Annotated in this window: 20 protein-coding genes, 1 tRNA gene and 1 other RNA gene; 13 read left to right on the forward strand and 9 right to left on the reverse strand. The window is 66.2% G+C overall.

Features of this window, described 5'->3' with window-relative positions:
• Positions 1-8: 8 nt before the first annotated feature.
• The 3 genes from BVC93_RS10525 to ffs all read right to left on the reverse strand — a co-directional run bounded on the left by BVC93_RS10525 (position 9) and on the right by ffs (position 3413).
• Positions 9-1946 (reverse strand): DNA polymerase III subunits gamma/tau, encoded by a 1938-nt coding sequence (locus tag BVC93_RS10525; protein ID WP_083737118.1) that lies wholly within the window; start codon positions 1944-1946, stop codon positions 9-11.
• 53 nt (positions 1947-1999) lie between these two features.
• On the reverse strand, positions 2000-3292 hold the full coding sequence (locus tag BVC93_RS10530) for an aminotransferase class I/II-fold pyridoxal phosphate-dependent enzyme (protein WP_083737119.1): 1293 nt from the start codon (positions 3290-3292) through the stop codon (positions 2000-2002).
• Positions 3293-3318: 26 nt separating this feature from the next.
• An RNA gene (ffs, locus tag BVC93_RS10535) (signal recognition particle sRNA small type) lies at positions 3319-3413 on the reverse strand.
• Positions 3414-3484: 71 nt separating this feature from the next.
• Here ffs and BVC93_RS10540 point away from each other — a divergent pair.
• The 3 genes from BVC93_RS10540 to BVC93_RS10550 all read left to right on the forward strand — a co-directional run bounded on the left by BVC93_RS10540 (position 3485) and on the right by BVC93_RS10550 (position 5495).
• Positions 3485-3570, forward strand: a tRNA-Ser gene (locus BVC93_RS10540).
• 58 nt (positions 3571-3628) lie between these two features.
• Complete coding sequence (locus BVC93_RS10545) at positions 3629-4348, forward strand: hypothetical protein (protein ID WP_083737120.1); 720 nt, start codon at positions 3629-3631, stop codon at positions 4346-4348.
• 133 nt (positions 4349-4481) lie between these two features.
• On the forward strand, positions 4482-5495 hold the full coding sequence (locus BVC93_RS10550) for a S1C family serine protease (protein WP_083737121.1): 1014 nt from the start codon (positions 4482-4484) through the stop codon (positions 5493-5495).
• Between the two features lie 3 nt (positions 5496-5498).
• On the opposite strand, the gene ligD is transcribed toward BVC93_RS10550, so the two are convergent.
• On the reverse strand, positions 5499-6557 hold the full coding sequence (gene ligD / locus BVC93_RS10555; RefSeq protein WP_083740956.1) for a non-homologous end-joining DNA ligase: 1059 nt from the start codon (positions 6555-6557) through the stop codon (positions 5499-5501).
• Positions 6554-7621 (reverse strand): ATP-dependent DNA ligase, encoded by a 1068-nt coding sequence (locus tag BVC93_RS10560; RefSeq protein ID WP_083737122.1) that lies wholly within the window; start codon positions 7619-7621, stop codon positions 6554-6556. Before BVC93_RS10560 ends, ligD begins: the two co-directional genes overlap by 4 nt.
• Positions 7622-7883: 262 nt before the next feature.
• On the opposite strand from BVC93_RS10560, the gene BVC93_RS10565 reads away from it, so the two are divergent.
• From BVC93_RS10565 to BVC93_RS10575, 3 genes are all read left to right on the forward strand, one after another.
• On the forward strand, positions 7884-8834 hold the full coding sequence (locus tag BVC93_RS10565; RefSeq protein WP_083737123.1) for a sensor histidine kinase: 951 nt from the start codon (positions 7884-7886) through the stop codon (positions 8832-8834).
• Positions 8835-8877: 43 nt separating this feature from the next.
• A complete protein-coding gene (locus BVC93_RS34495) occupies positions 8878-9003 on the forward strand; it encodes a hypothetical protein (protein WP_257788988.1) in 126 nt (41 codons plus the stop codon).
• 280 nt (positions 9004-9283) lie between these two features.
• Positions 9284-10378, forward strand: a complete 1095-nt coding sequence (locus BVC93_RS10575; protein WP_083740957.1) for an ATP-dependent DNA ligase — start codon at positions 9284-9286, stop codon at positions 10376-10378.
• Here the strand turns inward: BVC93_RS10575 and BVC93_RS10580 are convergent.
• Positions 10338-11486: an aromatic ring-hydroxylating oxygenase subunit alpha gene (locus tag BVC93_RS10580; protein WP_236950316.1), complete on the reverse strand. Its 1149-nt coding sequence runs from the start codon at positions 11484-11486 to the stop codon at positions 10338-10340. The two genes, BVC93_RS10575 and BVC93_RS10580, sit on opposite strands and share 41 nt — an antisense overlap.
• A gap of 70 nt (positions 11487-11556) precedes the next feature.
• Here BVC93_RS10580 and BVC93_RS10585 point away from each other — a divergent pair, with 70 nt between their 5' ends.
• The 6 genes from BVC93_RS10585 (at position 11557) to BVC93_RS10610 (ending at position 17146) form a co-directional block, all read left to right on the forward strand.
• On the forward strand, positions 11557-12162 hold the full coding sequence (locus tag BVC93_RS10585) for a TetR/AcrR family transcriptional regulator (protein ID WP_083737125.1): 606 nt from the start codon (positions 11557-11559) through the stop codon (positions 12160-12162).
• A 121-nt stretch (positions 12163-12283) separates the two neighbouring features.
• Positions 12284-12577 carry a hypothetical protein gene (locus BVC93_RS10590; protein WP_083737126.1) on the forward strand — a complete coding sequence of 98 codons (294 nt, stop codon included), beginning with the start codon at positions 12284-12286 and terminating at the stop codon, positions 12575-12577.
• Positions 12578-12593: 16 nt separating this feature from the next.
• A complete protein-coding gene (gluQRS, locus tag BVC93_RS10595) occupies positions 12594-13466 on the forward strand; it encodes a tRNA glutamyl-Q(34) synthetase GluQRS (RefSeq protein ID WP_083737127.1) in 873 nt (290 codons plus the stop codon).
• A gap of 44 nt (positions 13467-13510) precedes the next feature.
• Positions 13511-15007, forward strand: a complete 1497-nt coding sequence (locus BVC93_RS10600) for an ABC transporter permease subunit (RefSeq protein WP_083737128.1) — start codon at positions 13511-13513, stop codon at positions 15005-15007.
• Positions 15004-15771, forward strand: coding sequence for an amino acid ABC transporter ATP-binding protein (locus tag BVC93_RS10605; RefSeq protein WP_083737129.1), 768 nt, complete (start codon positions 15004-15006; stop codon positions 15769-15771). The genes BVC93_RS10600 and BVC93_RS10605 overlap by 4 nt, the downstream gene beginning before the upstream one ends.
• A 13-nt stretch (positions 15772-15784) precedes the next feature.
• A complete protein-coding gene (locus tag BVC93_RS10610; RefSeq protein ID WP_083737130.1) occupies positions 15785-17146 on the forward strand; it encodes a flavin monoamine oxidase family protein in 1362 nt (453 codons plus the stop codon).
• Here the strand turns inward: BVC93_RS10610 and BVC93_RS10615 are convergent.
• The 3 genes from BVC93_RS10615 to tgt form a co-directional block, all read right to left on the reverse strand.
• The gene (locus BVC93_RS10615) at positions 17139-18389 is read right to left on the reverse strand and encodes a cytochrome P450 (RefSeq protein WP_083737131.1); all 1251 of its coding nucleotides are present in this window, start codon (positions 18387-18389) and stop codon (positions 17139-17141) included. The two genes, BVC93_RS10610 and BVC93_RS10615, sit on opposite strands and share 8 nt — an antisense overlap.
• A gap of 34 nt (positions 18390-18423) precedes the next feature.
• Positions 18424-20724: a putative bifunctional diguanylate cyclase/phosphodiesterase gene (locus BVC93_RS10620; protein WP_236950317.1), complete on the reverse strand. Its 2301-nt coding sequence runs from the start codon at positions 20722-20724 to the stop codon at positions 18424-18426.
• A gap of 92 nt (positions 20725-20816) precedes the next feature.
• Positions 20817-22043 (reverse strand): tRNA guanosine(34) transglycosylase Tgt, encoded by a 1227-nt coding sequence (gene tgt, locus BVC93_RS10625; protein ID WP_083737133.1) that lies wholly within the window; start codon positions 22041-22043, stop codon positions 20817-20819.
• Positions 22044-22159: 116 nt separating this feature from the next.
• Between tgt and BVC93_RS10630 the strand changes: the two genes are divergently transcribed.
• Positions 22160-22591, forward strand: a complete 432-nt coding sequence (locus tag BVC93_RS10630) for a lipoprotein LpqH (protein ID WP_236950318.1) — start codon at positions 22160-22162, stop codon at positions 22589-22591.
• Positions 22592-22610: the final 19 nt, after the last annotated feature.

Below are 22610 nucleotides of genomic sequence, written 5' to 3' on the forward strand. Positions count from 1 at the left end.
GGCCCGGACTACCCGTCGATTTTGCGGGCGCCCAGTTCGTTCTGCAGCAGTTCCAACGCCACTTCCTCGGGATCACGCCGCGGCCCTGCCGAGGTGTCAGCCGCCTCGGCCATCATCGCGTCTTCCTCGGCGCGCACCTCGGCCTGCCGCTCCACCTGCACCTCGGGAGCTTGCGCAGGGGCTGACGTGGCAGCAGGACGAGCCCCTGCCGGACCGCCGGGTTCACACCGCACCCGCCAGTTGACACCGAGCGCGTCTTTGAGTGCCTCCCGGATGACGTCGGTATTACGTTGCTCACACAGTCTTTTCGCCAACGGTGCGGACTCGTGCGACAACACCAGGGTGTCACCGTCGATGCCAAGCACGGTGGCCCCGGTGAGCATCACCTCGGTGGTACGGCTGCGCTGGCGGACCTTCTCACGCACGGTGGTCCACATGCTGCGGACCGCCGCCGCATCGGGTTCACCGGTGGCCGACGCCGCGGCAGCGGGTTTGGGGGCGGGAGCCGGCGGCGGTGCCGGGGCAGGCTCAGGCTCGGGTTCCGGCTCGGGCTCCGGCGGCAGCGGGGGCTCGTCCACCCGCGGCTGCGGGACCACAGGGGCCGGCTCCGGGCGCGCCGGAGGGGACGGCACAGGAGCAGGCTCGACCGGCGGGGGCGGGGGTGCCGGCGGAGCCGTGGCAGGAGTGGGCTCGGGGGCCGCAGGCGGCTCGGTCTGCGCACTCTTGCGCACGAACTGCTTGCCACTGGGGGCCGGGGGGTGCCCCACGGCCGCTTCGCCGGCAGGGATCGACATATCCAGACGCGTCTCGATGCGCTCGACGCGCTGCAGCAGGGCGGCCTCGGTGTCGCTGGCCGACGGCAGCAGCAGCCGTGCGCACACCACCTCGAGCAGCAGCCGGGGCGCGGTGGCGCCACGCATCTCACCCAGGCCGGCGTGCACCACCTCGGCGTAGCGCGTCAGCGTCGCCATGCCGATCCGGCTGGCCTGTGAGCGCATCTTCTCCAGCTCGTCTTCGGGGGCGTCCACCACTCCACGTGCCGCAGCATCTGGAACTGCCTGCAGCACAATGAGATCGCGGAACCGTTCCAGTAGATCGGTGCCGAAACGCCGAGGGTCGTGGCCGGCATCGATCACCGCTTCCACAGCTCCGAACAGCGCCGCGGAATCGTCGGCGGCCAGCGCTTCCACGGCATCGTCGATCAAGGCGACATCGGTGGCCCCCAGCAGCGACAGCGCGCGCTGGTACACCACCCGGTTGCCCTCGGCGCCGGCCAGCAACTGGTCGAGCACCGACAACGTGTCGCGGGGTGAGCCGCCCCCTGCGCGAATCACCAGCGGGTACACCGCGTCGTCCACGGCCACGCTCTCGCTGGCACAGATGCCCTCGATGAGGGTGCGCATGGTGCGCGGTGCCAGCAACCGGAACGGGTAATGGTGCGTGCGCGATCGGATGGTGGGCAGCACCTTCTCGGGTTCGGTGGTGGCGAACACGAAGATCAGGTGGTCCGGCGGCTCCTCGACGATCTTGAGCAGCGCGTTGAAGCCCGCAGTGGTGACCATGTGCGCTTCGTCGATGATGAAGATGCGGTAGCGGGACTGAGCGGGAGCGTAGAACGCCCGGTCACGCAGCTCGCGGGTGTCATCGACACCGCCGTGGCTGGCTGCGTCCAACTCGACCACGTCCACATTGCCCGGGCCGTTGGGCGCCAGCGCGACACAGGAGTCACACACGCCGCACGGCGTGGGGGTTGGCCCGTCGACACAGTTCAGCGACCGCGCCAGGATGCGCGCCGAGGACGTCTTTCCGCACCCGCGTGGCCCGGAAAACAGGTACGCGTGATTGATGCGACCGGCTTCCAGCGCAACGGACAACGGTGCGGTGACGTGTTCCTGGCCCACCACTTCGGCGAAAGTCGCCGGTCGATACTTGCGATAGAGAGCCACGGGAGCAGGCTACCTACAGTCCCCGACGAGTTCCGTTGTAGCCCGGCGCTGCACTAGTCACGCGCCAGCAGCGACTCGGTGGCCGCCAGCAGCGTGCAGGTGGCCAGCCCGTCGATGGCGTTGCGCAGATCGGTCTCGTTGGGGAACGTGGGCGCGATCCGGATGTTCTTGTCGTCGGGGTCTTTTCGGTACGGGAACGACGCCCCTGCCTCCGTCACCGCGATACCGGCGTCCTTGGCCAGCGCCACCGTGCGCTTGGCGGTGCCCGGCAGCACGTCCAGGCTGACGAAGTAGCCGCCCTTGGGGTCCGTCCACGACGCGACCTTGGAATCACCGAGCCGGTCTTCGAGGATCTCGGCGACCGCTGCGAACTTGGGCGCCAGCAGCTGCTGATGCTTCTGCATGTGCAGCCGCACGCCGTCGGCGTCGCCGAAGAAGCGCAGGTGCCTGAGCTGGTTCACCTTGTCCGGGCCGATGGTCTTCTTGCTGGCGTGCTGCAGGTACCAGGCGATGTTGCCCAGCGAGCCGCCGAAGAAGCTGACACCGGCGCCGGCGAAGGTGATCTTCGACGTCGACGCGAACACGTACGGCCGGTTCGGGTTGCCCGCTGCGGCCGCCAGTCCGAGGATGTCGATCTGGCGCAGGAAGTCATGGGTGAGCGTGTGCACCGCGTACGCGTTGTCCCAGAACAACCGGAAATCGTTTGCGGCCGTGCGCATCTGGACCAGCCGGCGGACCACTTCCCAGGAGTACACCGTGCCGGTGGGGTTGGAGAACACCGGCACACACCACATGCCCTTGATGGCGGGATCGGCGGCCACCAGCTCTTCGATCAGGTCGACGTCCGGGCCGTCCTCACGCATGGGCACCGGGATCATCTCGATGCCCAGGGTCTCGGTGATCGCGAAATGGCGGTCGTAGCCCGGTGACGGGCACAGGAACTTCACCCCGGTACCGCCCTCGAGCTCTCTTATCCAAGGCCGCGGCGAGTCCACCCCACCGTGCAACAGCGAGAACACCACCACGTCGTGCATGAATTCCAGGCTGGCGTTGTTGCCCGCGATCAGGTTCTGCACCGGGATGCCGAGCAGCTCGCCGAAGATCGCCCGCAGCTCGGGTAGCCCGTGCAGCCCGCCGTAGTTGCGGGTGTCGGTGCCCTCGCCATCGCGGAAGGAGTCGTTGCCCGGCAACTCGAGCAGCGCGTTCGACAGATCGAGCTGGTCGGCCGACGGCTTGCCGCGGGTCAGGTCCAGCGAGAGCTTCTTGGCCTGCAGTTCGGCGTAGTTGCGCTGCTGCTGTTCATGCTCGGCAACCAACTCGTCGCGGCCGAGGGAGTGGAACGACACCTGGGGCCTTTCGCGGCGGGATTGAGAAAAGGGGACCCCGCGCACCCGCTAGAGCCCGTTGACCCTTGCTGCCTTCCGGCCCTGGGGGAGTTCACAGGATGGACGCCGCGCGGGGTCCGCCACGAGTGTAATACCCGGGGTCACCCATCAACGATTCTGGCCTTCGGGGGTGACTCGGCTACCATGACCGACGGAGGATTCGCCTAGTGGCCTATGGCGCTCGCCTGGAACGCGGGTTGGGTTAACAGCCCTCAGGGGTTCAAATCCCCTATCCTCCGCACTCGGTTCCGGGGTGTCACCTACCGTGACACCCCGGAACCCAACCCAAGGAGGGGTATGCGCCGCGGGATTGCCTTGTCATGGCACGGAGTGTCTTTCCTGGTCGCAGCGGTCCTTTACTTCATCTTCGTCCTACCGCGCTGGTGGGAGTTGATGGGCGATGTCTCCCACACGGTCGGCACCGTTGCGCGCATCGTCACCGGCGTGCTCGTCGGCCTCAGCGCTCTGCCGGTGGTGCTCAATCTGCTCAAGGCCCGCAGGCCCGAGTTCGGCACACCCCAGCTGGCGCTCACCCTGCGGCTGTGGTCGGTCATCGGCCACGTGCTCGCCGGTGTGCTGATCGTCGGCACGGCCGTCACCGAGATCTGGCTGAGCCTCGACGACGCCGGCCAGTGGCTGTTCGGGATCTACGGTGCCGCCGCAGCCATCGCGGTGCTGTCTGCCGGGGCCTTCCACCTGGCCTTCGTCGCCGAGATGCCTCCGCCTCCGCCGAAACCGCTGAAGTCGAAGAAGGTCAAGAAGGCCAAGGCGGTCGAGGAACCCGAGGCCAAGGTGCAGACCGTCGAGGACTCAACGGACTCCGAGAACTCCGCAGAGACCGACGGCGAAGTGACCGACGAAGCCAGCACCGACGAACCGGCGTCCGACGAGCCCGACCAGCCCGTCGAGGTCACCCCCGCCGAGGATGAGCCCGCCGGCGGCCGGCTGCGTAATCGTCGCCCGTCCGGCAAGAGCCGCACCCGGTCCCGCGGCGGCGTCGCCGTGTCCGACGACTAGTTTTCCCACGGTCACGGCGAAGACCGATTTCCGGCCCCGCAAGGCGGTGCCGCAGTAGCTGGCCGCGTTTGCGTCGGGGCTGCCAGGCAATATGGGTGGTAACAATTCGACCCTCTGCCCCGAGAGGCAAGTGATGGCCGCATATCGATCCCTGCTCCTGACGCTGGGTGCCCTGGTGGCGCTTGTCGTCCCGCTGCACGCAGCCCCTGTCGCGTCGGCAGAACCGCTGCCGGTGGACAACAGCCTGGTCCAGATCACCACCCGGGTCGATTTCCAGGGCATCGTCGGCAACGGCACCGGGATCGTGCTGACCCCGGAAGGGGTGGTGCTGACCAACCACCACGTCATCCAGGGCGCGGACTCCATCCGCGGGCTGGCCCTGAGCAACGGCCAGACCTACGACGCCGACGTGCTCGGTTATGACCGCAACGACGACGTGGCGGTGATCCAGCTCCGTGGCGCGTCCGGACTGATCCCGGCGCCGCTGGGTGATTCTGCGACACTCCGGGTGGGTGAGCCGGTGACCACGTCCGGCAACGCCAACGGCACCGGCAACCCGCTGACCCGCGAACAGGGCGCCGTCACCAAACTGGGCGCCACCATCAGCGCCGAAGACGAGCTCACCGGCAGCTCACACAGCCTGGACAATCTCATCGAGTCCTCGACCAACCTCCGATCCGGCGATTCCGGCGGCGCACTCGTCAACAGCGCCGGCCAGGTGGTCGGCCTCAATGCCGCGGCCACCTACAACTTCCGGCTCAACGGCGAATCAACACCCGGCGGGCAGGGCTATGCCATCCCCATCAACGACGCCATGGGCATCGTCAACCAGATCCGCTCCGGCCAGGGATCCGCCGAAGTGCACATCGGGCCATCGGCAATCCTGGGTGTCGGCGTGAACGCGGTCGAGGAGGGCGACGGCCTGGCCATCCAGTCCGTGCTGCGCGGTGGCCCCGCCGAGATGGCGGGGGTGCGCCCCGGCGACACGCTGCTCCGCATCGACGGCACCCCCATCACGTCCGCCAATGCGCTGACCGGTGTGCTGGACCAGCGCTATCCGGGCAACACCATCGAACTCTCGTGGCGCGACCGCATGGGTGTGGAGCGCGTGGGTCGCGCGGTGCTGACCAGCGGCGCCACCAGCTGACACTCAGTCGGATTCGACGCGGTTGCCGTCCGCGTCCCAGTGCGCCGCAACCTTCTTGCTCGGCTGCACCCGCGGCGGTTCGCCCGGCATCTTCGGATAGCTCGGCGGATACGGCATGTCGCCGAGCCCACGTTCTTCATCGGCGGCCACCATGTCCAGCAGCGGCTGCAACGACTGCGCAACGTCTTCCATCGACGCCCACGGATCATCACGACCGGCAACCAGGTCCGGCACCGTTTCCATGGTGTAGTCATCGGGGTCGGCGCCGGCCAGTTCTGCCCAGGGCAGCGGGGTCGACACCGTGGCGATGGGCGTCCGTCGCACCGAATAGGGCGAAGCCATGGTGCGGTCGCGGGCGTTCTGGTTGAAATCGATGAAGATCCGCTGACCGCGCTCTTCCTTCCACCAGGACGTGGTCACCAGTTCCGGAGCACGACGCTCCACCTCGCGGGCCAGCGCGATCCCGGCTCGCCGCACCGCGATGAAATCCCAGTCGGTGGCGATGCGCAGGTACACGTGCACACCGCGACCACCGGAGGTCTTGGCGTAGCCGACCAGTCCGAGTTCGTCGAGCAGTGGCTTGAGCACGTCCACCGCCACCCGCGCGGCTTCTTCAAAGCCGGTGCCGGGCTGCGGGTCCAGATCCACGCGCAGCTCGTCGGGATGTTCGACGTCCGGGCAGCGCACCTGCCAGGGATGAAAGGTGACAGTCCCCATCTGCGCGGCCCAGACGATGGCTGACGGATGAGTGACCTTCAGCGCGTCCGCGGTTCGCCCCGACGGGAACGTCACCTGACATGTCTGCAGATAGTCGGGATGCTTCTGCGGCACCCGCTTCTGGTAGATCTCCTCACCCTCGATGCCGTCCGGGAAGCGCTGCAGGTGTGTCGGCCGATCACGCAACGCGTTCATCATGGGTCCGGCCACCGAGACCGCGCGGTAATACTCGACCAGGTTGGCTTTGAGTCCGTTCGATCCCAGCGCCGGGAAATAGGGTTTGTCCGGGCTGGTCAAACGCACCTTCGTACCGAGCACGTCGAGTTCTTTCGCCGCTGTCATCAGGCAGACTCCAGACCGTTGGTTTCCAGAACATCGGACAGGTCGTAGTTCAGCGGCACGTCCAGCTGACCGAAGGTGCAGCTCGACGGATCCCGGTCCGGACGCCACCGCCGGAACTTCACCGCGTGCCGGAACCGCTTGCCGTGCAGCGTGTTTCCCTCCATTTGGTCATAGGCCACTTCGGCGACCTTCTCCGGCCGCACCGGGATCCAGCGTTTGTCGGCGGCGGAGTTCCACCGGCTGGGGTCACCGTCACGGATGTCGCCGTCGCGCAGCGGTTCCAGCTCGGCCAGCAGTGTCACCCGGTCCTTCACCGAAAACGACGCCGCCCCGCCCACCATCTGCAGTTCACCGTCGTCACGATAGAGCCCGAGCAGGATCGAACCGACACCTTCACCGCTCTTGTGGATGCGGTAGCCGATGGCCACGCAGTCCGCGTCACGTGCGTGCTTGACCTTGACCATCTCCCGCTTGCCGGGCTGATAGCCACCGTCGAGGCGTTTGGCAATCACGCCGTCGAGTCCGGCGCCCTCGAATGTCGTCAACCACTCCTGCCCCAGCACCGGGTCCTCGGTGGTGCGGGTGACGTGACACCAGGTCTTCTGGTGCACCGAATTCAGCAGCACCTCACGACGGTTGGTGAACGGCTCACCGAGCAGGGAGCGGTCGCCAGTGGCCAGCGCGTCGAACCCGATGAAGTGCGCCGGGGTCTCGGTTGCAAGGAGCTTCACCCGGCTCTCGGCGGGATGGATGCGCTGACTCAGCGACTCCCAGTCCAGCCGAAGTCGGCCGTCGACCTCGCGCGGTACCACCACCTCACCGTCCAGCACACAGCGCGGGGCCAGCTCGTGGCGCAGAGCGTCGACGAGCTCCGGGAAGTAACGGCCCAGATCTTTGCCACTGCGCGAGATCAAGGACAGCGATTCGCCGTCACGGAAGACCAGCGCCCGGAAGCCGTCCCACTTGGGCTCATAGGACCACACCCCGGGGTCCGTGGGAACCTTGGCCGCTGCCTTGGCCAGCATGGGTTCGAGGGGAGGCAGTACCGGGAGCTCCATGGTGTTCATCCTCACCTAGACCCGTGTACCCCGACAATGTCATCGGAGTCCCGCGGTTTCGTTGCTGTGGACCTCCGCGGAGTGGGCGTATGGTGACCAGACGGCGGACTTCGACGGTAAAGTCGGCCTGGCACTACGGATACCGCACGTGCCTGCCGCCAGGGATACTGATTCAACTACTGCGCCGGAGCTGCACGATGACTGCCGATACCGCGCTGCGGATGCGTCCGCACGGCGACGCCTGTGGGCCGCCGGTCGGTGTGGTGACGCCATGAGGGCCGGGGTATCGGCCGGGTACACCGGGCATTTCCACGAAGCCGGCTTCTACGGCAGTGACGACGAGTTACTGGATCTGGTGGTTCCGTTCGTCCTCGAAGGAGTTGATGCCGGCGAGCCGTCGGTTCTGAGTTTCGACGAGCACGGCACCACCCTGTTGCAGGAACATCTGCCGGCCTCGGAGCTGGTGACCTTCCTGGCCGGCGACGACAATTACACGACGCCAGCCCGGGCGATTGCCAACTACCGCAAGCTGTTCGCCAAGTCGCTCTCTTCAGGTGCCGGGCAGGTCCGCACATCGGGGCAGGTACCGCTGCAGGGCACGGCAGGGCAGTTCCGCGGCTGGGATCGTTACGAGTCCGCCGTCAACACCGTCTACGACGACTTCCCTCTGCTGAGTCTGTGTGTGTACGACACGACCACGATGTCGTCGGATGTCCAGGATGTCGTCGAGCGCGCCCACCCGAATCTGCTGACCGCGCCCGGTGTGCACTCGGTCAGCCCGCGGTATCAGGATCCGACGTCGTTCGTGCTGGCACCGGTGATTGCCGACCCGCTGGAGTTCTCGGCGCCGTTGCTGGACATCCCGGACATCACGGCTGCCCAGTCCAGGGAGGTCGTCTGCGAGATCGCTGCCCTGCACCTCGATGACGTCACCGTCCACGATCTGGTGCTGGCCGCCTCGGAGACGGTGACAAACGCACTGGTGCACGGCAAACCACCAGCCGGTTTGCGGGTATGGGCGCAGGACGGTCGGGTTGTGCTCCATGTGCGCGACGCCGGCCGGGGGCCGCTCGGGTGTCTGGCCGGCCTGATGCCGGTGGACAGCGAACTCGGGGCCGGGCTGGGCCTGTGGCTGATCCACCAACTGGGTATCGACGTGGATCTGATTCGGGGTGACGACGGGTTCACCGTCCGCCTCTGCGCCACCGCCGCGGGACGCTGAGTCACCGCAGAAGAACTGGGCGTTGGTGCCGTGCTCCTCGTCGATGCGGGCCACCGCGGAGCCACTGATCACCATCACCGACTCGTCGCAGTTGTGGAAGTGCTCGGGGATGGCCGCGCCGGGGGGAAACGCGGTGATGCCGTTGAGGAAATCCCTGGCGCCCACCTGACGGGACACCATCGGCAAGGTGCGCGCCCCGCCGACACGGGCGCGCGGGGTGATCTCGGCGGGCCGCAGGATTGCGGCACTGCGTCCATCGCGCAGCGCAGCGGGCTTCTCGGCGGCAGCGGTATCGGTCATGGGTGAAGCATCAACTGGTCGAGGTGATTCTCACCCGGCACGCCATCGAATTCGGGATCGGGCTGCGGGCTTGCCCACTGGCACGGGTGGTCCCTGCGCGTCAGCGTGTACCCGGCCGGCGGCAATCCCGCAGGGGCGAAGATGGCCAAATGGACCTACCCGTGTTGCCGCCGGTGTCGCCGATGCTGGCCAAGGCCGTCACCGACATTCCACCCGACTGTTCGTACGAACCGAAATGGGACGGCTTCCGGTCGATCCTCTTTCGCGACGGCGACGAGGTCGAACTGGGCAGCCGCAACGAGCGACCGCTGACGCGGTACTTCCCCGAACTCGTGGCTGCGGCTCGCGCCGAGTTGCCGGAACGGTGTGTCGTCGACGGTGAGATCGTCATCGCCTCGCCGGCCGGTCTGGACTTCGAGGCATTGCAGTTGCGCCTGCATCCGGCGGCCAGCCGAGTGGCCATGCTGGCGGACAAGACGCCTGCGGCGTTCATCGCGTTCGACCTGCTGGCGCTGCGCGACGAGGACTACACCGCACGGCCGTTCCGCGAGCGACGGGCCGCGCTGGAGCAGGCGCTACGTGACACCGGGCCGTCCATCCACCTGACCCCGGCCACCTCCGATGTCGAGACTGCCCGCCGCTGGTTTCACGAGTTCGAGGGTGCGGGCCTGGACGGGTTGATCGCCAAGCCGCTGCAGCTGACCTACCAGCCGGACAAACGCCTGATGTTCAAGGTCAAGCACCAACGCACCGCCGATTGTGTGGTGGCCGGCTATCGGTTGCACAAATCGGGGAACGACGCGGTGGGATCACTGATGCTGGGGTTGTACGACGACGACGCCAAGTTGGCCTCGGTGGGCGTCATCGGCGCGTTCCCGATGGCCACCCGCCGCCAACTGTTCACCGAATTGCAGCCCTGGGTAACCACTTTCGACGGTCATCCGTGGAACTGGGCCGCACACGTGACGCCGGAGAGCACCGCGAAGCACGGTGGTTCGCGGTGGAACGCGGGCAAGGATCTGTCATTCGTGCCGCTTCGACCCGAGCGGGTGGTGGAGGTGCGCTACGACCACATGGAAGGCGAACGATTCCGCCACACAGCACAATTCAACCGGTGGCGGCCGGATCGCGATCCGCGCTCGTGCACCTATGCCCAGTTGGAGCAGCCTGTGACTTTCCGTCTCGACGACATCGTGCCCGGTCTCACTGCAACGCCACGCCCAGCTCCTGGGCAAACACCTTGATCATGTGCTGAACGCCGATCTCGTTGCGGCCGATGATCATATGGTCGTGCTGACCATGCCGGACCCCTTCGCCGCACTGAGGAAGCATCGCGAAATCCTCGTCACGCACCGCGGCATGCACCCCTTCGAAGATGGTGTCATAGCCGGCGCGCATGTCCTCGGAGTCGGCCGGCACCTTGGCCATCCAGCTGTGCCGTACAGTGCAGCGGGTTGGTTCCCCGGCCGGCAGGATGTCGATGATCTCCACGCCGACGGGGCTGTTGGCCAGGATCAGGTTCGGGTAGACCCAGTAGATGACACCCATGTTGTGATGCGGATCCCACGAACCCGCGGGATTCCCGGCAAGGCCAGTGATCCAGTTGAACGGAAAGCCGATGCGGTGGTGTTTGCCGTACTCGTCGTAGACACCGGTGTTGGCCAGGGTGTTCTGACCGATCAGACTCTCCCCGTGAACAAATGGGAAGTGATAGCCCTCGGCGAAGGCTTCCAGCGCGCCCTTCCACGACACCTGTGATTCGAACTCCTTCTCGGCGTGATAGCCGTAGGAGGCATAGTCGAACATCGCCAGTTCCGGCCCCAGAGCACCGAGGTGGGTGTCGACGTCGATGGCGGCGGCGGCGGTGAGTACCGCCCAGATGAACCCGTGACGTTCCTGGTTCGGCAGTTCCACCAGGCCGTAGTCCGACTTGTCGATGGAGTCGAAGCCGGCTTTGCCTGGCACGGTGAACAATTCGCCGGTGTTCTTGTAGCTCCAGGCGTGATACGGGCACACGAACCGCGAGGCGTTGCCCGATCCGCAGGCGGGCATGGCGCCACGATGGCGGCAGTAGTTCAAGAACACATGACTTTTCCCGTCACGGTCACGGGTGACCAGCAGTGAGTCGCCCAGCACCGAACGCACCACGTAGTCGTTGGCCGAGGCGACCTGCGCCGACGGCACGATCGCCAACGGCACCCGGCGCAGTACCTGCGATTCCTCGATCTCGGTGATCTTGGGGTCGCGGTAGTAGTGCAGCGGCACCCGCAGTTCACGCTCGGCCATGTCGGTGGTCTTGTCGACCGCATGCCGCAGTGCGCGCCGCGTCAGTCCTTCATCCCGGTTGTCCATAGCGTTGACCATACATTGATTGTCATTTGTATTGTCAGAATCGGGGCAAGCGACATGACACGATGCCAAGGTGCGCAGACACGGCTGGGCCGGGAACATCCCGGACGACGACGCGGAGGCCATCGACCGCATCGTCGGGGCCGCCAGGGCGTCCATCGATGCCAGGGGCACGGTGAGCGTGTCCGAAGTCGCGACGACGCTGGGCATCACCCGCCAGACGGTCTACCGATACTTCCCCACCGTGGAGGCACTGCTGGCCGGCACGGCACTGTCGGCGGTGGGCGACTTCCTGGACCGACTCGCCACCGACCTGCAGTCCATCAGCGATCCCGGCGACGCCGTGGTCGAAGGCATCGCCTACACGCTGGAGCAGCTGCCGCACGACCGCTACCTGGGTCTGGTGATGCAGCCGGGCAAGGCCAGTGCGTTCACCGCGGGTATCACCTCGGAGATGGCGATCTCGTTCGGCCGTTCGATCCTGGAACGGTTCTCCGTCGACTGGGCAGCCGAGGGTTTCCGCGGCGACAGCCTCGATGAGTTGGCGGAGTTCATGCTGCGCACGCTGCAGTCGTTCCTCCTCGACCCGGGCGACCCGGGCCGGCGCGGCAGCGAACTCCGGGGCTATCTTCGACGCTGGGTCGCGCCCGCCGTCCAGGCCCGAATGACACGCTTGTAATTCATCCACAGTGTGGATAACCCCTGTGGATAACTTCGGCCGATCAATTTCTGCCAGTGGAAATTGCAGGCGGTGGGTCGCTGGTTTGAACCATCAGACCCGAAACGAGAGAACACCCACGATGAAGAAGCTCGGATTTGCCGCACTGGCCGCAGGCGCACTGACCGCAGGGACGCTGGGACCGGCCACGCCGGCGACGGCCGCTCCCGCCGTGGCCGGCAGCGCCCAGGACACCATCACCTCGTTGGAGGCCGAGGGATACGACGTGATCGTCAACCGACTCAGCACCACCCCGCTGGAGCGGGCCAAGGTGGTCTCGCTGGGCCGCGGTCAGAGCTTTGCACTCGCGGCGGCCGGCAACACGCACACATCCGGTCCCGTCACGCAGTCCACGGTGTACGTCAACGTGCAGTGAGCGTTACATTGCGACCATGACCCGCCCCGAACCCGCAGGCAGGTTTGCCCCCAGCCCATCGGCTGATCTGCACATCGGCAATCTGCGCACCGCGGTGCTGGCGTGGTTGTTCGCCCGCTCGACCGGACGACGATTCCTGGTGCGGGTCGAAGACCTCGACGATCGCGCATCCCCCGATATCGCCGGCCGGCAGCTGGCCGACCTCAGTGCAATCGGTCTGACCTGGGATGAGACCCCGCAGCACCAGACTGCCCACGAAAGCCGCTACGACGCGGTGATCAGCGAGCTCACCGACCGCGGTCTGACCTACGAATGTTATTGCAGCAGAAGAGAAATTCTGCAGGCGCCGCGCGCGCCACACGCCCCGGAAGGGGCATATCCGGGCACCTGCCGAGACCTGACCGAAGCCCAACGACAACAGCAGGACCGGCCACCGGCACTGCGCTTGCGCGCGGATACCTACAGCTACACCGTCAACGACCTGCTGCACGGCACCTACACCGGCGTGGTGGACGACCTGGTACTGCGCCGCGGCGACGGAGTGCCCGCCTACAACCTGGCTGTTGTGGTCGACGATGCCGCCCAGGGTGTTGACCAGGTGGTGCGCGGCGACGACCTCCTTGCCTCCTCACCCCGGCAGGCCTATCTGGGGGCGCTGCTGGGCTACTCCGCGCCGGTCTACGCGCATGTTCCGCTGGCGCTCAACCGCGAGGGCAAGCGCCTGGCCAAACGCGACGGCGCGGTGACGCTGGCCGAGATCGGTGTCGAGGCGGCGTTGGCGCAGATCGGGCAGTCGCTGGGGTACACGTCCTCGAGCCTCACCGACTTCTTGGCAGAGTTCGACCCACAGCGTCTTCCGCGCGAACCGTGGGTATATCAGCCCGCGTGAGGAAAACCCTGTACCGGTGCAATCCCGGTTGGTACTTTCCGCCGATGCTCGGATACTTCCGGCGGGCTCTGCTTGCCGTCATCCTCGTCGCCGCGGTGATCTTCGGCGCGGCCGGCTGCGGCGCCTCCGAGAACAGCAGCGACACGCCGATCAAAGCCGCCGGAGTTCTGCGCGTCGGCACCGAGGGCACGTATTCGCCGTTCAGCTACCACGATCCGGCGACCGGTGAACTCACCGGGTACGACGTCGACGTGGCTCGGGCCGTCGGCGAAACGCTCGGTGTCCCGGTCGAATTCGTCGAGACCCCCTGGGACTCGATTTTCGCCGCGCTGGAGGCAAACCGCTTCGACGTCGTGGCCAACGAGGTCACCATCAACCCGGAGCGCCAAGCCAAGTACGACCTTTCGACGCCGTACTCGATCGGTGAAGGGGTGATCGTCACCCGCGCCGACGACGATTCCATCACGTCGCTGGACGACCTGGCCGGCAAGATCACCGCCCAGTCGATCACCAGCAACTGGGCGCAGGTCGCCCGCGATTCCGGCGCCACCGTCGAGGGCGTGGAAGGGTTTGCACAGGCCATCACCCTGCTCAACCAGGGCCGCGTCGATGCGACGGTCAACGACAGCATCGCCGTCTACGCCTACCTTGCCGAAACCGGTGACACGTCAGTGAAGATCGCTGCCGAAACCGGCGAAAGGAGCGAACAGGGCTTCGCCGCGCGTAAGGACAGCGGCTTCCTGTCCGAACTCAACCGTGCGCTCGAAGAACTGCGCGCGAACGGGAAGCTGAGCGAGATCTCGCAGAAGTATCTCAAGGCCGACGCCACTGGCACCGGCGCCCCGCAAGCGGCAGAAGGCCAGAGGCCGCCGCAGGTCCGCTCCACGTTCGAATTGGTGGCCGACAATCTGTGGCCGCTGGCCAAGGCAGCGCTGACGATGACGATCCCGCTGACGATCATCAGTTTCGCCATCGGTCTGGTGTTGGCATTGGCGGTGGCGTTGGCCCGGCTGTCCTCGAACGTGATCCTCACCAACGTCGCACGTTTCTACATCTCGATCATCCGGGGCACACCGCTGTTGGTGCAGCTGTTCATCGTGTTCTACGCGCTACCCGAATTCGGGGTGAAGATCGATCCGTTCCCGGCGGCGGTCATCGCGTTCTCGCTGAATGTCGGCGGGTACGCGGCCGAGATCATCCGCTCGGCGATCCAGAGCATCCCGAAGGGCCAGTGGGAGGCCGCCGAGACCATCGGCTTCAACTACGTCGGCGCACTGCGGCGGATCATCCTGCCGCAGGCCGCGCGAGTGGCGGTGCCGCCGCTGTCCAACACCTTGATCTCACTGGTGAAGGACACATCGCTGGCGTCGACCATCCTGGTCACCGAATTGCTGCGGCAGGCCCAGATCATCGCCGCGCCGACGTTCGAGTTCTTCGCCCTGTACGGCACCGCGGCGATCTACTACTGGGTGATCTGCCTGGTGTTGTCCTTCGGCCAGAGTCGGCTGGAACGCCGGTTGGAAAGGTATGTGCTCCGATGACTTCCGACGAGATCGAGTACCGCGTCGTCGCGCAGGGCGTGGAGAAGGCGTTCGGCGACAACAAGGTTCTCAAGGGTGTCAGTTTCGAGGTGCCCACCGGCACCGCGACAGCGATCATCGGCCCGTCCGGATCGGGCAAGACCACGCTGCTGCGCACGTTGAACGCCCTCGACCGGGCCGATGCCGGTGTGATCCGGGTGGACGACATCGAGATCGACTTCTCCACGCCCACACCCAAACCCGAGATCCGCAGGTTCCAGTCGCGCAGCGGCTTCGTTTTCCAGGGGCACAACCTGTTCCCGCATAAAACAGTGCTGCAGAACATCATCGAGGGCCCGGTGATGGTGCAGAAGCATCCGAAGGACCAAGCGATCGCAGAAGCAGAGGTGCTGCTGGATCAGGTCGGGCTGGCCGAGAAGAAAGACCAGTATCCATACCAGCTCTCGGGTGGGCAGCAGCAGCGCGTCGGGATCGCCAGGGCGTTGGCGCTCAAACCCAAGCTGGTCCTGTTCGACGAGCCCACCTCGGCGCTGGACCCCGAACTGGTCGGCGAGGTGCTCTCCGTGATCAAGGACCTGGCCGTCGAGGGCTGGACGCTGGTGATCGTCACCCACGAGATCCAGTTCGCCCGGCAGGTGTCCAGCCAGGTGCTGTTCACCGATCGCGGCGTGATCCTGGAAAAGGGCTCGCCGGACGAGGTCATCGGAGACCCGAAAGAAGAGCGGACGCGCCAGTTCCTGCAGCGGATTCTGAATCCCTTGTAGCAGGATATCGGGCATGTCAGCCACAGAAGCAGATGTCGTCATCGTCGGAGCCGGTCTGTCGGGGATGATCGCCGCCCGCACGGTACTGGCGGCGGGTCTGCGTCCGGTGGTGCTGGAGGCCGACGAACGGGTGGGAGGTCGCATCCTCACCGAGGAGGTGCTGCCCGGAGTGCCGGTGGAGATCGGCGCCCAGTGGATCGGCGATACCCACCAGCGGATGTTCGCCCTCGCCGCGGAATTGGGTGTCGAGACCTACCCCCAGTACGACGAGGGCGAGACGTCCTACGAGATGGTGGGCTCGGGGGTGTTGCGCGAGAACGAGTTCCACACGCGTTTTGCCGATGAGCTGGCCGAGCTGGAACGTGTGCTGAGGGTTCTCGACGAACTGGCCGCCGAAGTGCCGGTGGAGGCACCCTGGTTGGCGCCACGGGCACTGGAATGGGATGCCATCACCGCGGGGTACTGGTATGACACCCAAGGACTTTCACAGGTCGCACGCACGCTGGTGGAGATCTGCACCGTCGGAATCCTGGCCGTTCCCACCGCCGAGGTGTCCTTCCTGCATCTGCTGTTCACCATCCAGACCTGCGGGGTGACCTCGGAACTGTTCGCCGAATCCGAAGGTGGCGCACAGACCACCCGGTTTGTCGGCGGCACCGGCGAGATTCCCCGCCGGCTGGCGGCATTGATCGAAGAACACATCGTGCTCAGCGCTCCCGTGCAGTTGATCGAGCACACCGCCGATAGCGTCACCGTGAGTTGCCGAGGCGGACTGGTGGTCCGCGGGCGCCGGGTCATCGTGGCGATCTCACCCACCCTGGCCGGACGCATCATGTACGACCCTCCCCTGCCGGGGGTACGCGACCAGCTGACACAACGCATGCCCAACGGTTCGGCGATGAAAGCCTTCTTCGTCTACGACGAACCCTTCTGGCGTGCAGACGGTTTCAACGGGCAGTTGATCTCCGACATCGGCCCGGCCCGAATGTCCAACGACACCTGCATCCCTGGCGTCGACCAGGGGGTGATCCTGATGTTCCTCGAAGGCGACCAGGCCCGCAGCTACGGCAAGCTGCCACAGGAGCAGCGCCGCGGGCTTCTCACTGACGAGTTGGTGCGCCACTACGGCGCTGCGGCCGCGCAGCCGGTGGCCTACGTCGACGGGGAATGGTCAGATCGACAGTGGACGCGCGGTTGTTACAACGCCAACCACGGACCACACGTCTGGACCACCTACGGCCCCGCGCTGTCGGCGCCCCTGGGCGTCATCCACTGGGCGTCCACCGACACTGCCACGTTCTGGAGCGCCTACATGGAAGGCGCGGTCGACGCCGGCGAGCGCGCCGCCCGCGAGGTGATCGACGCGCTCAGCTGACCGCCACACGCTGGCTGGCCAACCCACGCAATGTGAGGTTCGGTTTGTACTCTCCCACCCCGTCCAGCCGTGCGTCCGGGAACCGTGCGGTCACCATGGTCAGCGCCAGTTGCGCCTCCAGCCGCGCCAGTGGAGCGCCCAGGCAGAAGTGCGGGCCGTGCCCGAACGCCAGGTGCTTGATGCCGGCGCGGTCCGGGTCGAACACGTCCGGATCCACAAATGTCGCCGGATCCCGTTGTGCTGCAGCAAGAAGCAGCATCACGGTGTCCCCCTTCGGCACCACAACCTCCCCTTCGTCGACCTCCCCCGCTTTGATGCGCAACTCCTCGGCCGCCACCCGGCCCACCAACTGCACCGGTGGGTCGTAGCGCAGCGTCTCCTCGATGATGGCTCCCGCGTGCGTCGGGTCGGCGGCCAATGTGCGCCAGTGTCGTGGCTGCCGCAGCATCGCCAACACCGCATTGGCGATCAGGTTGACGGTGGTCTCATGGCCGGCGATCAGCAGCAGGTTGCACGTGGCGATGATCTCGTCCTCGGTGAGCTGATCACCGTCCTCCTCCGCTGCGATGAGCCGCGACATCAGGTCCTCACCGGGTTCGGCACGCCTGCGCTCGATGAGGCCGTGTAAGTACTTCCGCAGCCACAAGCCGGCCTGCAGACGCTCATCCATATCGTCGGGCACCTGGCCGGTGAAGGTGATGAACGGATCCAGCGATCGCGCCAACAACGCCGAGGCATGGGAGAATTCGGGCTCGTCCTCCAGCGGTACCCCGAGTAGTCGGCAGATCACCGCCACCGGCAGCGGATACGCCAGATCGGCAATCACGTCGAAAGACCCTGCCGCGGCGGCCTTGTCCAACAGATTGTCGACCAGCGTGGCGATCTCCGGTTCCAGTGCCTTGACCACCTTGGGTGCGAATGCCTTTTGGGCTAGCTTGCGCAGCCTGGTGTGGTCAGGCGGATCCAGGAACAGGAAGCCAGGGGTGCCGAACGGCCGCACCGTTTCCCCGTTGGCGATGGCGCGCTGGGCAGCGGTCGATTTTGTCCTGTCGCTGGCCGAGTCGGGATGGCGCAGCACGGCGTGGCAGTCCTCGTAGCCGGAGAACACCACCAGGTTCATCTCCGGCAGCAGCAGCGGCCCGCGTTCGCGGATCTGCGCGTACAGCGGGTAAGGGTCGGCGCGGTTACCCGGATCGAGCAGCCGCACCAGGAGCTCCTGAGGATCTGTGAGGACGCCGGCCATGCCCTTATTGTGCACGGGTCCAAGAAGGCGCTGGTCACATGCGATGCCGACTACCCACAACCAACTCGGGAATACCGTCCGCGGCCATCGGTTTGGCGAAGTGATACCCCTGCGCTATGTCGCAGCCCTGATCACGCAGCCACTCGGCGGTCTCCGCATCCTCGACCCCCTCGGCGACCACACTGAGCCCCAGTTCGCGACCCAACCCGATGACGGCCCGCACCACCGCGGCGGCCTTGACGTCGCAGGTCACCGAACCGATGAAATGCCGGTCCAATTTGACCTCGTCGATGGGCAGGTCACGCAGATACGCCAATGCCGAGAATCCGCTGCCGAAGTCGTCGATAGCCACTCGGATCCCCGATTCGCGGACCCGGCTCAACACCTTGGCGGCGCGGCCGAATTCACCGAGCACCACGTCCTCGGTGATCTCGATGGTCAACATATCGGTGGGCAGATCACGTCGACGCAGAGCCAGAGCCAACTTCTCGGGCAATTCGCTGTCCCGCAAGACCGGTGGAAAGAGGTTCACCGCGACCGGCACCCGCAGGCCGGCGGCGGCCCAGCTCGCGGCGCCGTCGAGCGCCTTGTCCAGCACCAGTTCCGTCACCGGCCCCATCAACCCGTGCTGGCGGACCAGCGGAAGGAACACATCGGGGTTCAGCACACCATGCACGGGATGGGGCCAGCGCAACAACGCCTCCACCCCGACCACACGGCCGGTACTGAGCTCCACCTTCGGCTGATACACCACCTCCAGGGCTCGCGCATCGACGGCATCGCGGAGTTCGCCCAACAGCCGGACCTGTGCGGCTCCACCACCGGCACGCTTGGGCTGCTCCAGCACGTCGCCTTCGGTCCTGCCCATCTGCGCGGTGAAGGTGTGCACACCCGGCACACGTGAGCGTTTCGCGGCGTACATCGCGATGTCCGCACGTCTGACCAGCTCTTCGGGGTCGAGATCCGGTTCGTCGGGCGCCAGCAGCGCCATTCCGACGCTGGGCCGCACGGGCACCGACTCCCCTCCGACGGTGAACGGCTCGTCGAAGGCGGTGACCATACGTTCGGCCACCAGGTGTGCAGTCTCTGCCGAACCCCTGAGCACCAGCAGAAATTCATCGCCGCCAACCCGTGCCACGGTGACGTCGGGCCGCACGCGCGCCAGGAGTCGCCTGCCCACAGCCACCAGAAGGGCGTCGGCAACCGGATGGCCCAGGTTGTCGTTGACCAACTTGAAGTCGTCGAGGTCCAGCGACACCACTGCCACCGTTGTCGCGACCTGTTTCCGGCGAGCCATCGCCTCGGCCAACCGCTCGTGGAACACGGCGTGGTTGGCCAGCCCGGTGAGTGGATCCCGCGATGCCTGGTCCGACGCCGCGGCAAGCAGCTGGCGGTTCTCCCACGCGTCAGCTGCCTGTCTCAGACACACCGCGGTGACGATCAACGGCACCAGGAAACGTTCGGAGCCGGTCATCACCATCAGTGGTCCCACCGTGCCTGCCATCAGCAATGGCAGATAGGGCATCCAGAGCCGTGCGCTGAACGTGGGCGGTGACGCAGCCGGGGGCGGTCGACGACTGTGCAGTGCCGCCGCGGCGAAGACGATCAGTGCCGCAGCCCAGCCCATGTCGATCAACGTCGCCGTCTCGAATCGGCCGCCGGCCACCAGGACGGCGTATGCACTGTGGGTGAGTGTGATCAGCGCGATCCCGACGATGAGCCGACTCAACACGCCGCGTCGGCTGCCCGTACCCCGCAGAACCACCAGAACCGCGGTGGTCAACACCGTCATGTCACCGACGGCGAACACCAGCGACAGCACCGGTGTCACGTGTCCGGACTGATAGCTCTCGTACAGCGGCCGCAGCGAGATCACCCAGAACAGCAGGAACAGGCACAGCGCCACGGTCACACCGTCGAGGACCATTCGCATCCGGGCGGGGCGCGTCGAACTCTTGGGAAACAGCGCCAAGGCCACAGCCGCGAACACGGTGAACGCGAGATAGGTGAAATCCGGCAACCCCGGGAACGAACCCGCGCGGTGATGCAGCACAACGTGCGCCGCCCAGACCGCATCTCCGAGGGAGAACGTGGCCAACGCCACTGTCATGGTCGTCCAGGCGACGCGATCGCGCCCCCGCGCCGACCGCGCCGCAGCGCCGGCGCACGCGGTGGCATAGAGAGCCAGGACCAGCACCGTCAGGTTGCTGTGAACCCGCACGACGTGCTCGCCACCCACCCGGAACACCAGGACAAATGCCATGAGAGCGGCCAGGCACACCGGTATGGACAGCGCGGGAGCGACCGGTGGCAATTTGCGGCGAACGTCTCGCACCTACACCTCGAACTCCAGCACGTCTTCACCCGGCTGGCGAACACGGGTTGAGGCTCCCATTTCAGGGTCGGGACGGCAAATGGGGCAGCCGGTCAGGCGCTGCGGTAGTAGCGGCCGAGAACGTGGTCACGCAGCTCGTCGAAGGTGCCATCCGACACCGCCGCGCGGATCTGGTCGACCAGTCGGATGATGAACCGCTCGTTGTGGATGGTCGACAGCATCGAGGCCAGCATCTCCTTGGCCTTGAACAGGTGGTGCACGTAGGCCCGGGTGTAATGCGCGCAGGTATAGCAGTCGCATTCGGGATCGAGTGGGGTGAAGTCACGTTTGTAGCGGGCCCCGGTGATGTTGTAGCGGCCGGTCGCCGAATAGATGGCGGCGTTCCGGGCCACCCGCGACGGTGACACACAGTCGAAAGTGTCGGCACCGGCCTCCACCGCCGCGAACAGGTCGTCCGGCTCACTGATCCCGAGCAGGTGCCGCGGCTTGTCCTCGGGCAGTTCATCGGTGACCCAACCCACGATGGTGGCCAGGTTCTGCTTCTCCAGCGCTCCGCCGATCCCGTAACCGTCGAAGCCCCTGCCCTCGGGATCACGCAGCCCCACGAGCCCTCGGGTGGCCTGTCTGCGCAGATCCTCGTACTGCGCGCCCTGCACCACGCCGAACAACGCCTGCGCCGGTTTGTCCGCGCGGTCGTTCTCCAGCCTGCGGTGCTCGGCCAGACAGCGAATGGCCCAGTCGTGGGTGCGTTGCACCGAGGACTCCTGGTACGCACGGGTGTTGACCAGGGTGGTCAGCTCGTCGAAAGCGAAGATGATGTCGGCCCCCAGCTGGTGCTGGATCTGCATCGACACCTCAGGAGTGAAGCGGTGGGTGGATCCATCCAGGTGCGAAGTGAAAGTGACGCCGTCGTCGTCCACCCGGGCCAAGCGGTCCTTGCCCTTGGCAATGATGTCGTCGGCCTGCACCCGCGTAGTGTCCATCGCCAGCACCTTGCGAAAGCCCGACCCCAGCGACAGCACCTGAAAGCCGCCGCTGTCGGTGAACGTGGGCCCACCCCAGTTCATGAACGCGCCCAAACCACCCGCCTCGTCCACGATCTCAGGTCCGGGCTGCAAATACAGGTGGTAGGCGTTGGCCAGAACTGCTTGTGCACCAAGCGATTTCATGGTTTCCGGCAACACCGCTTTGACGGTGGCCTTGGTGCCGACGGCCACGAACGCCGGGGTGTGGATGTCACCGTGTGGGGTGTGGATCACTCCTGTTCGGCCCCGTCGACCCGGGAGGACATCGTGTACCGAGAAGAAGCCGTCCGTCACAACACGTATTCAACACTGCACGTGGCGACGAGGCTGCGGTGCGGGGGCACGGCCGGCGAAGCGAGGGGCGCGAGCAGGTGCTATCCAACACCGACCCGCCGCGCTACATTCTTCGGGTGAGGTGCGCTGCGTGGGGACTGGCGTTGCTGTTGGCCGCTGTGGGCTGTTCGTCGGGTCCCGAGCAGCAACCGTTGCCCGCCGGCGCACTGACTCCGGGCACCGCGAACATCACGATCAACGGCCACGATCTGGACGACGTGGACTCGGTGTCGTGCAGCGCAGCCGGGCCGTTGATGACCATCAACACCGGGGACGACAGCTCCGGCACCACCTCGGTGGTGTCGAACGCCGACGGCCTCAGTGCGCAGTCGGTCTACATTCGCGACTTGGGCGGATTCACCGGCAGTTACAACCTCGACCTCAGTGGTGATGCGAAGGTGGAGATGACGGGCAGCACCTACTCGATCAAGGGCAGCGCCGACGGATTCGACACCGACAACCCCAGCTTCCGCACCGAGGGCACCTTCGAGATCACCGTGGCCTGCTGACATTTTGCGCAATCGCCGC

The organism is Mycobacterium sp. MS1601, from assembly GCF_001984215.1.
Lineage (GTDB): Bacteria > Actinomycetota > Actinomycetes > Mycobacteriales > Mycobacteriaceae > Mycobacterium.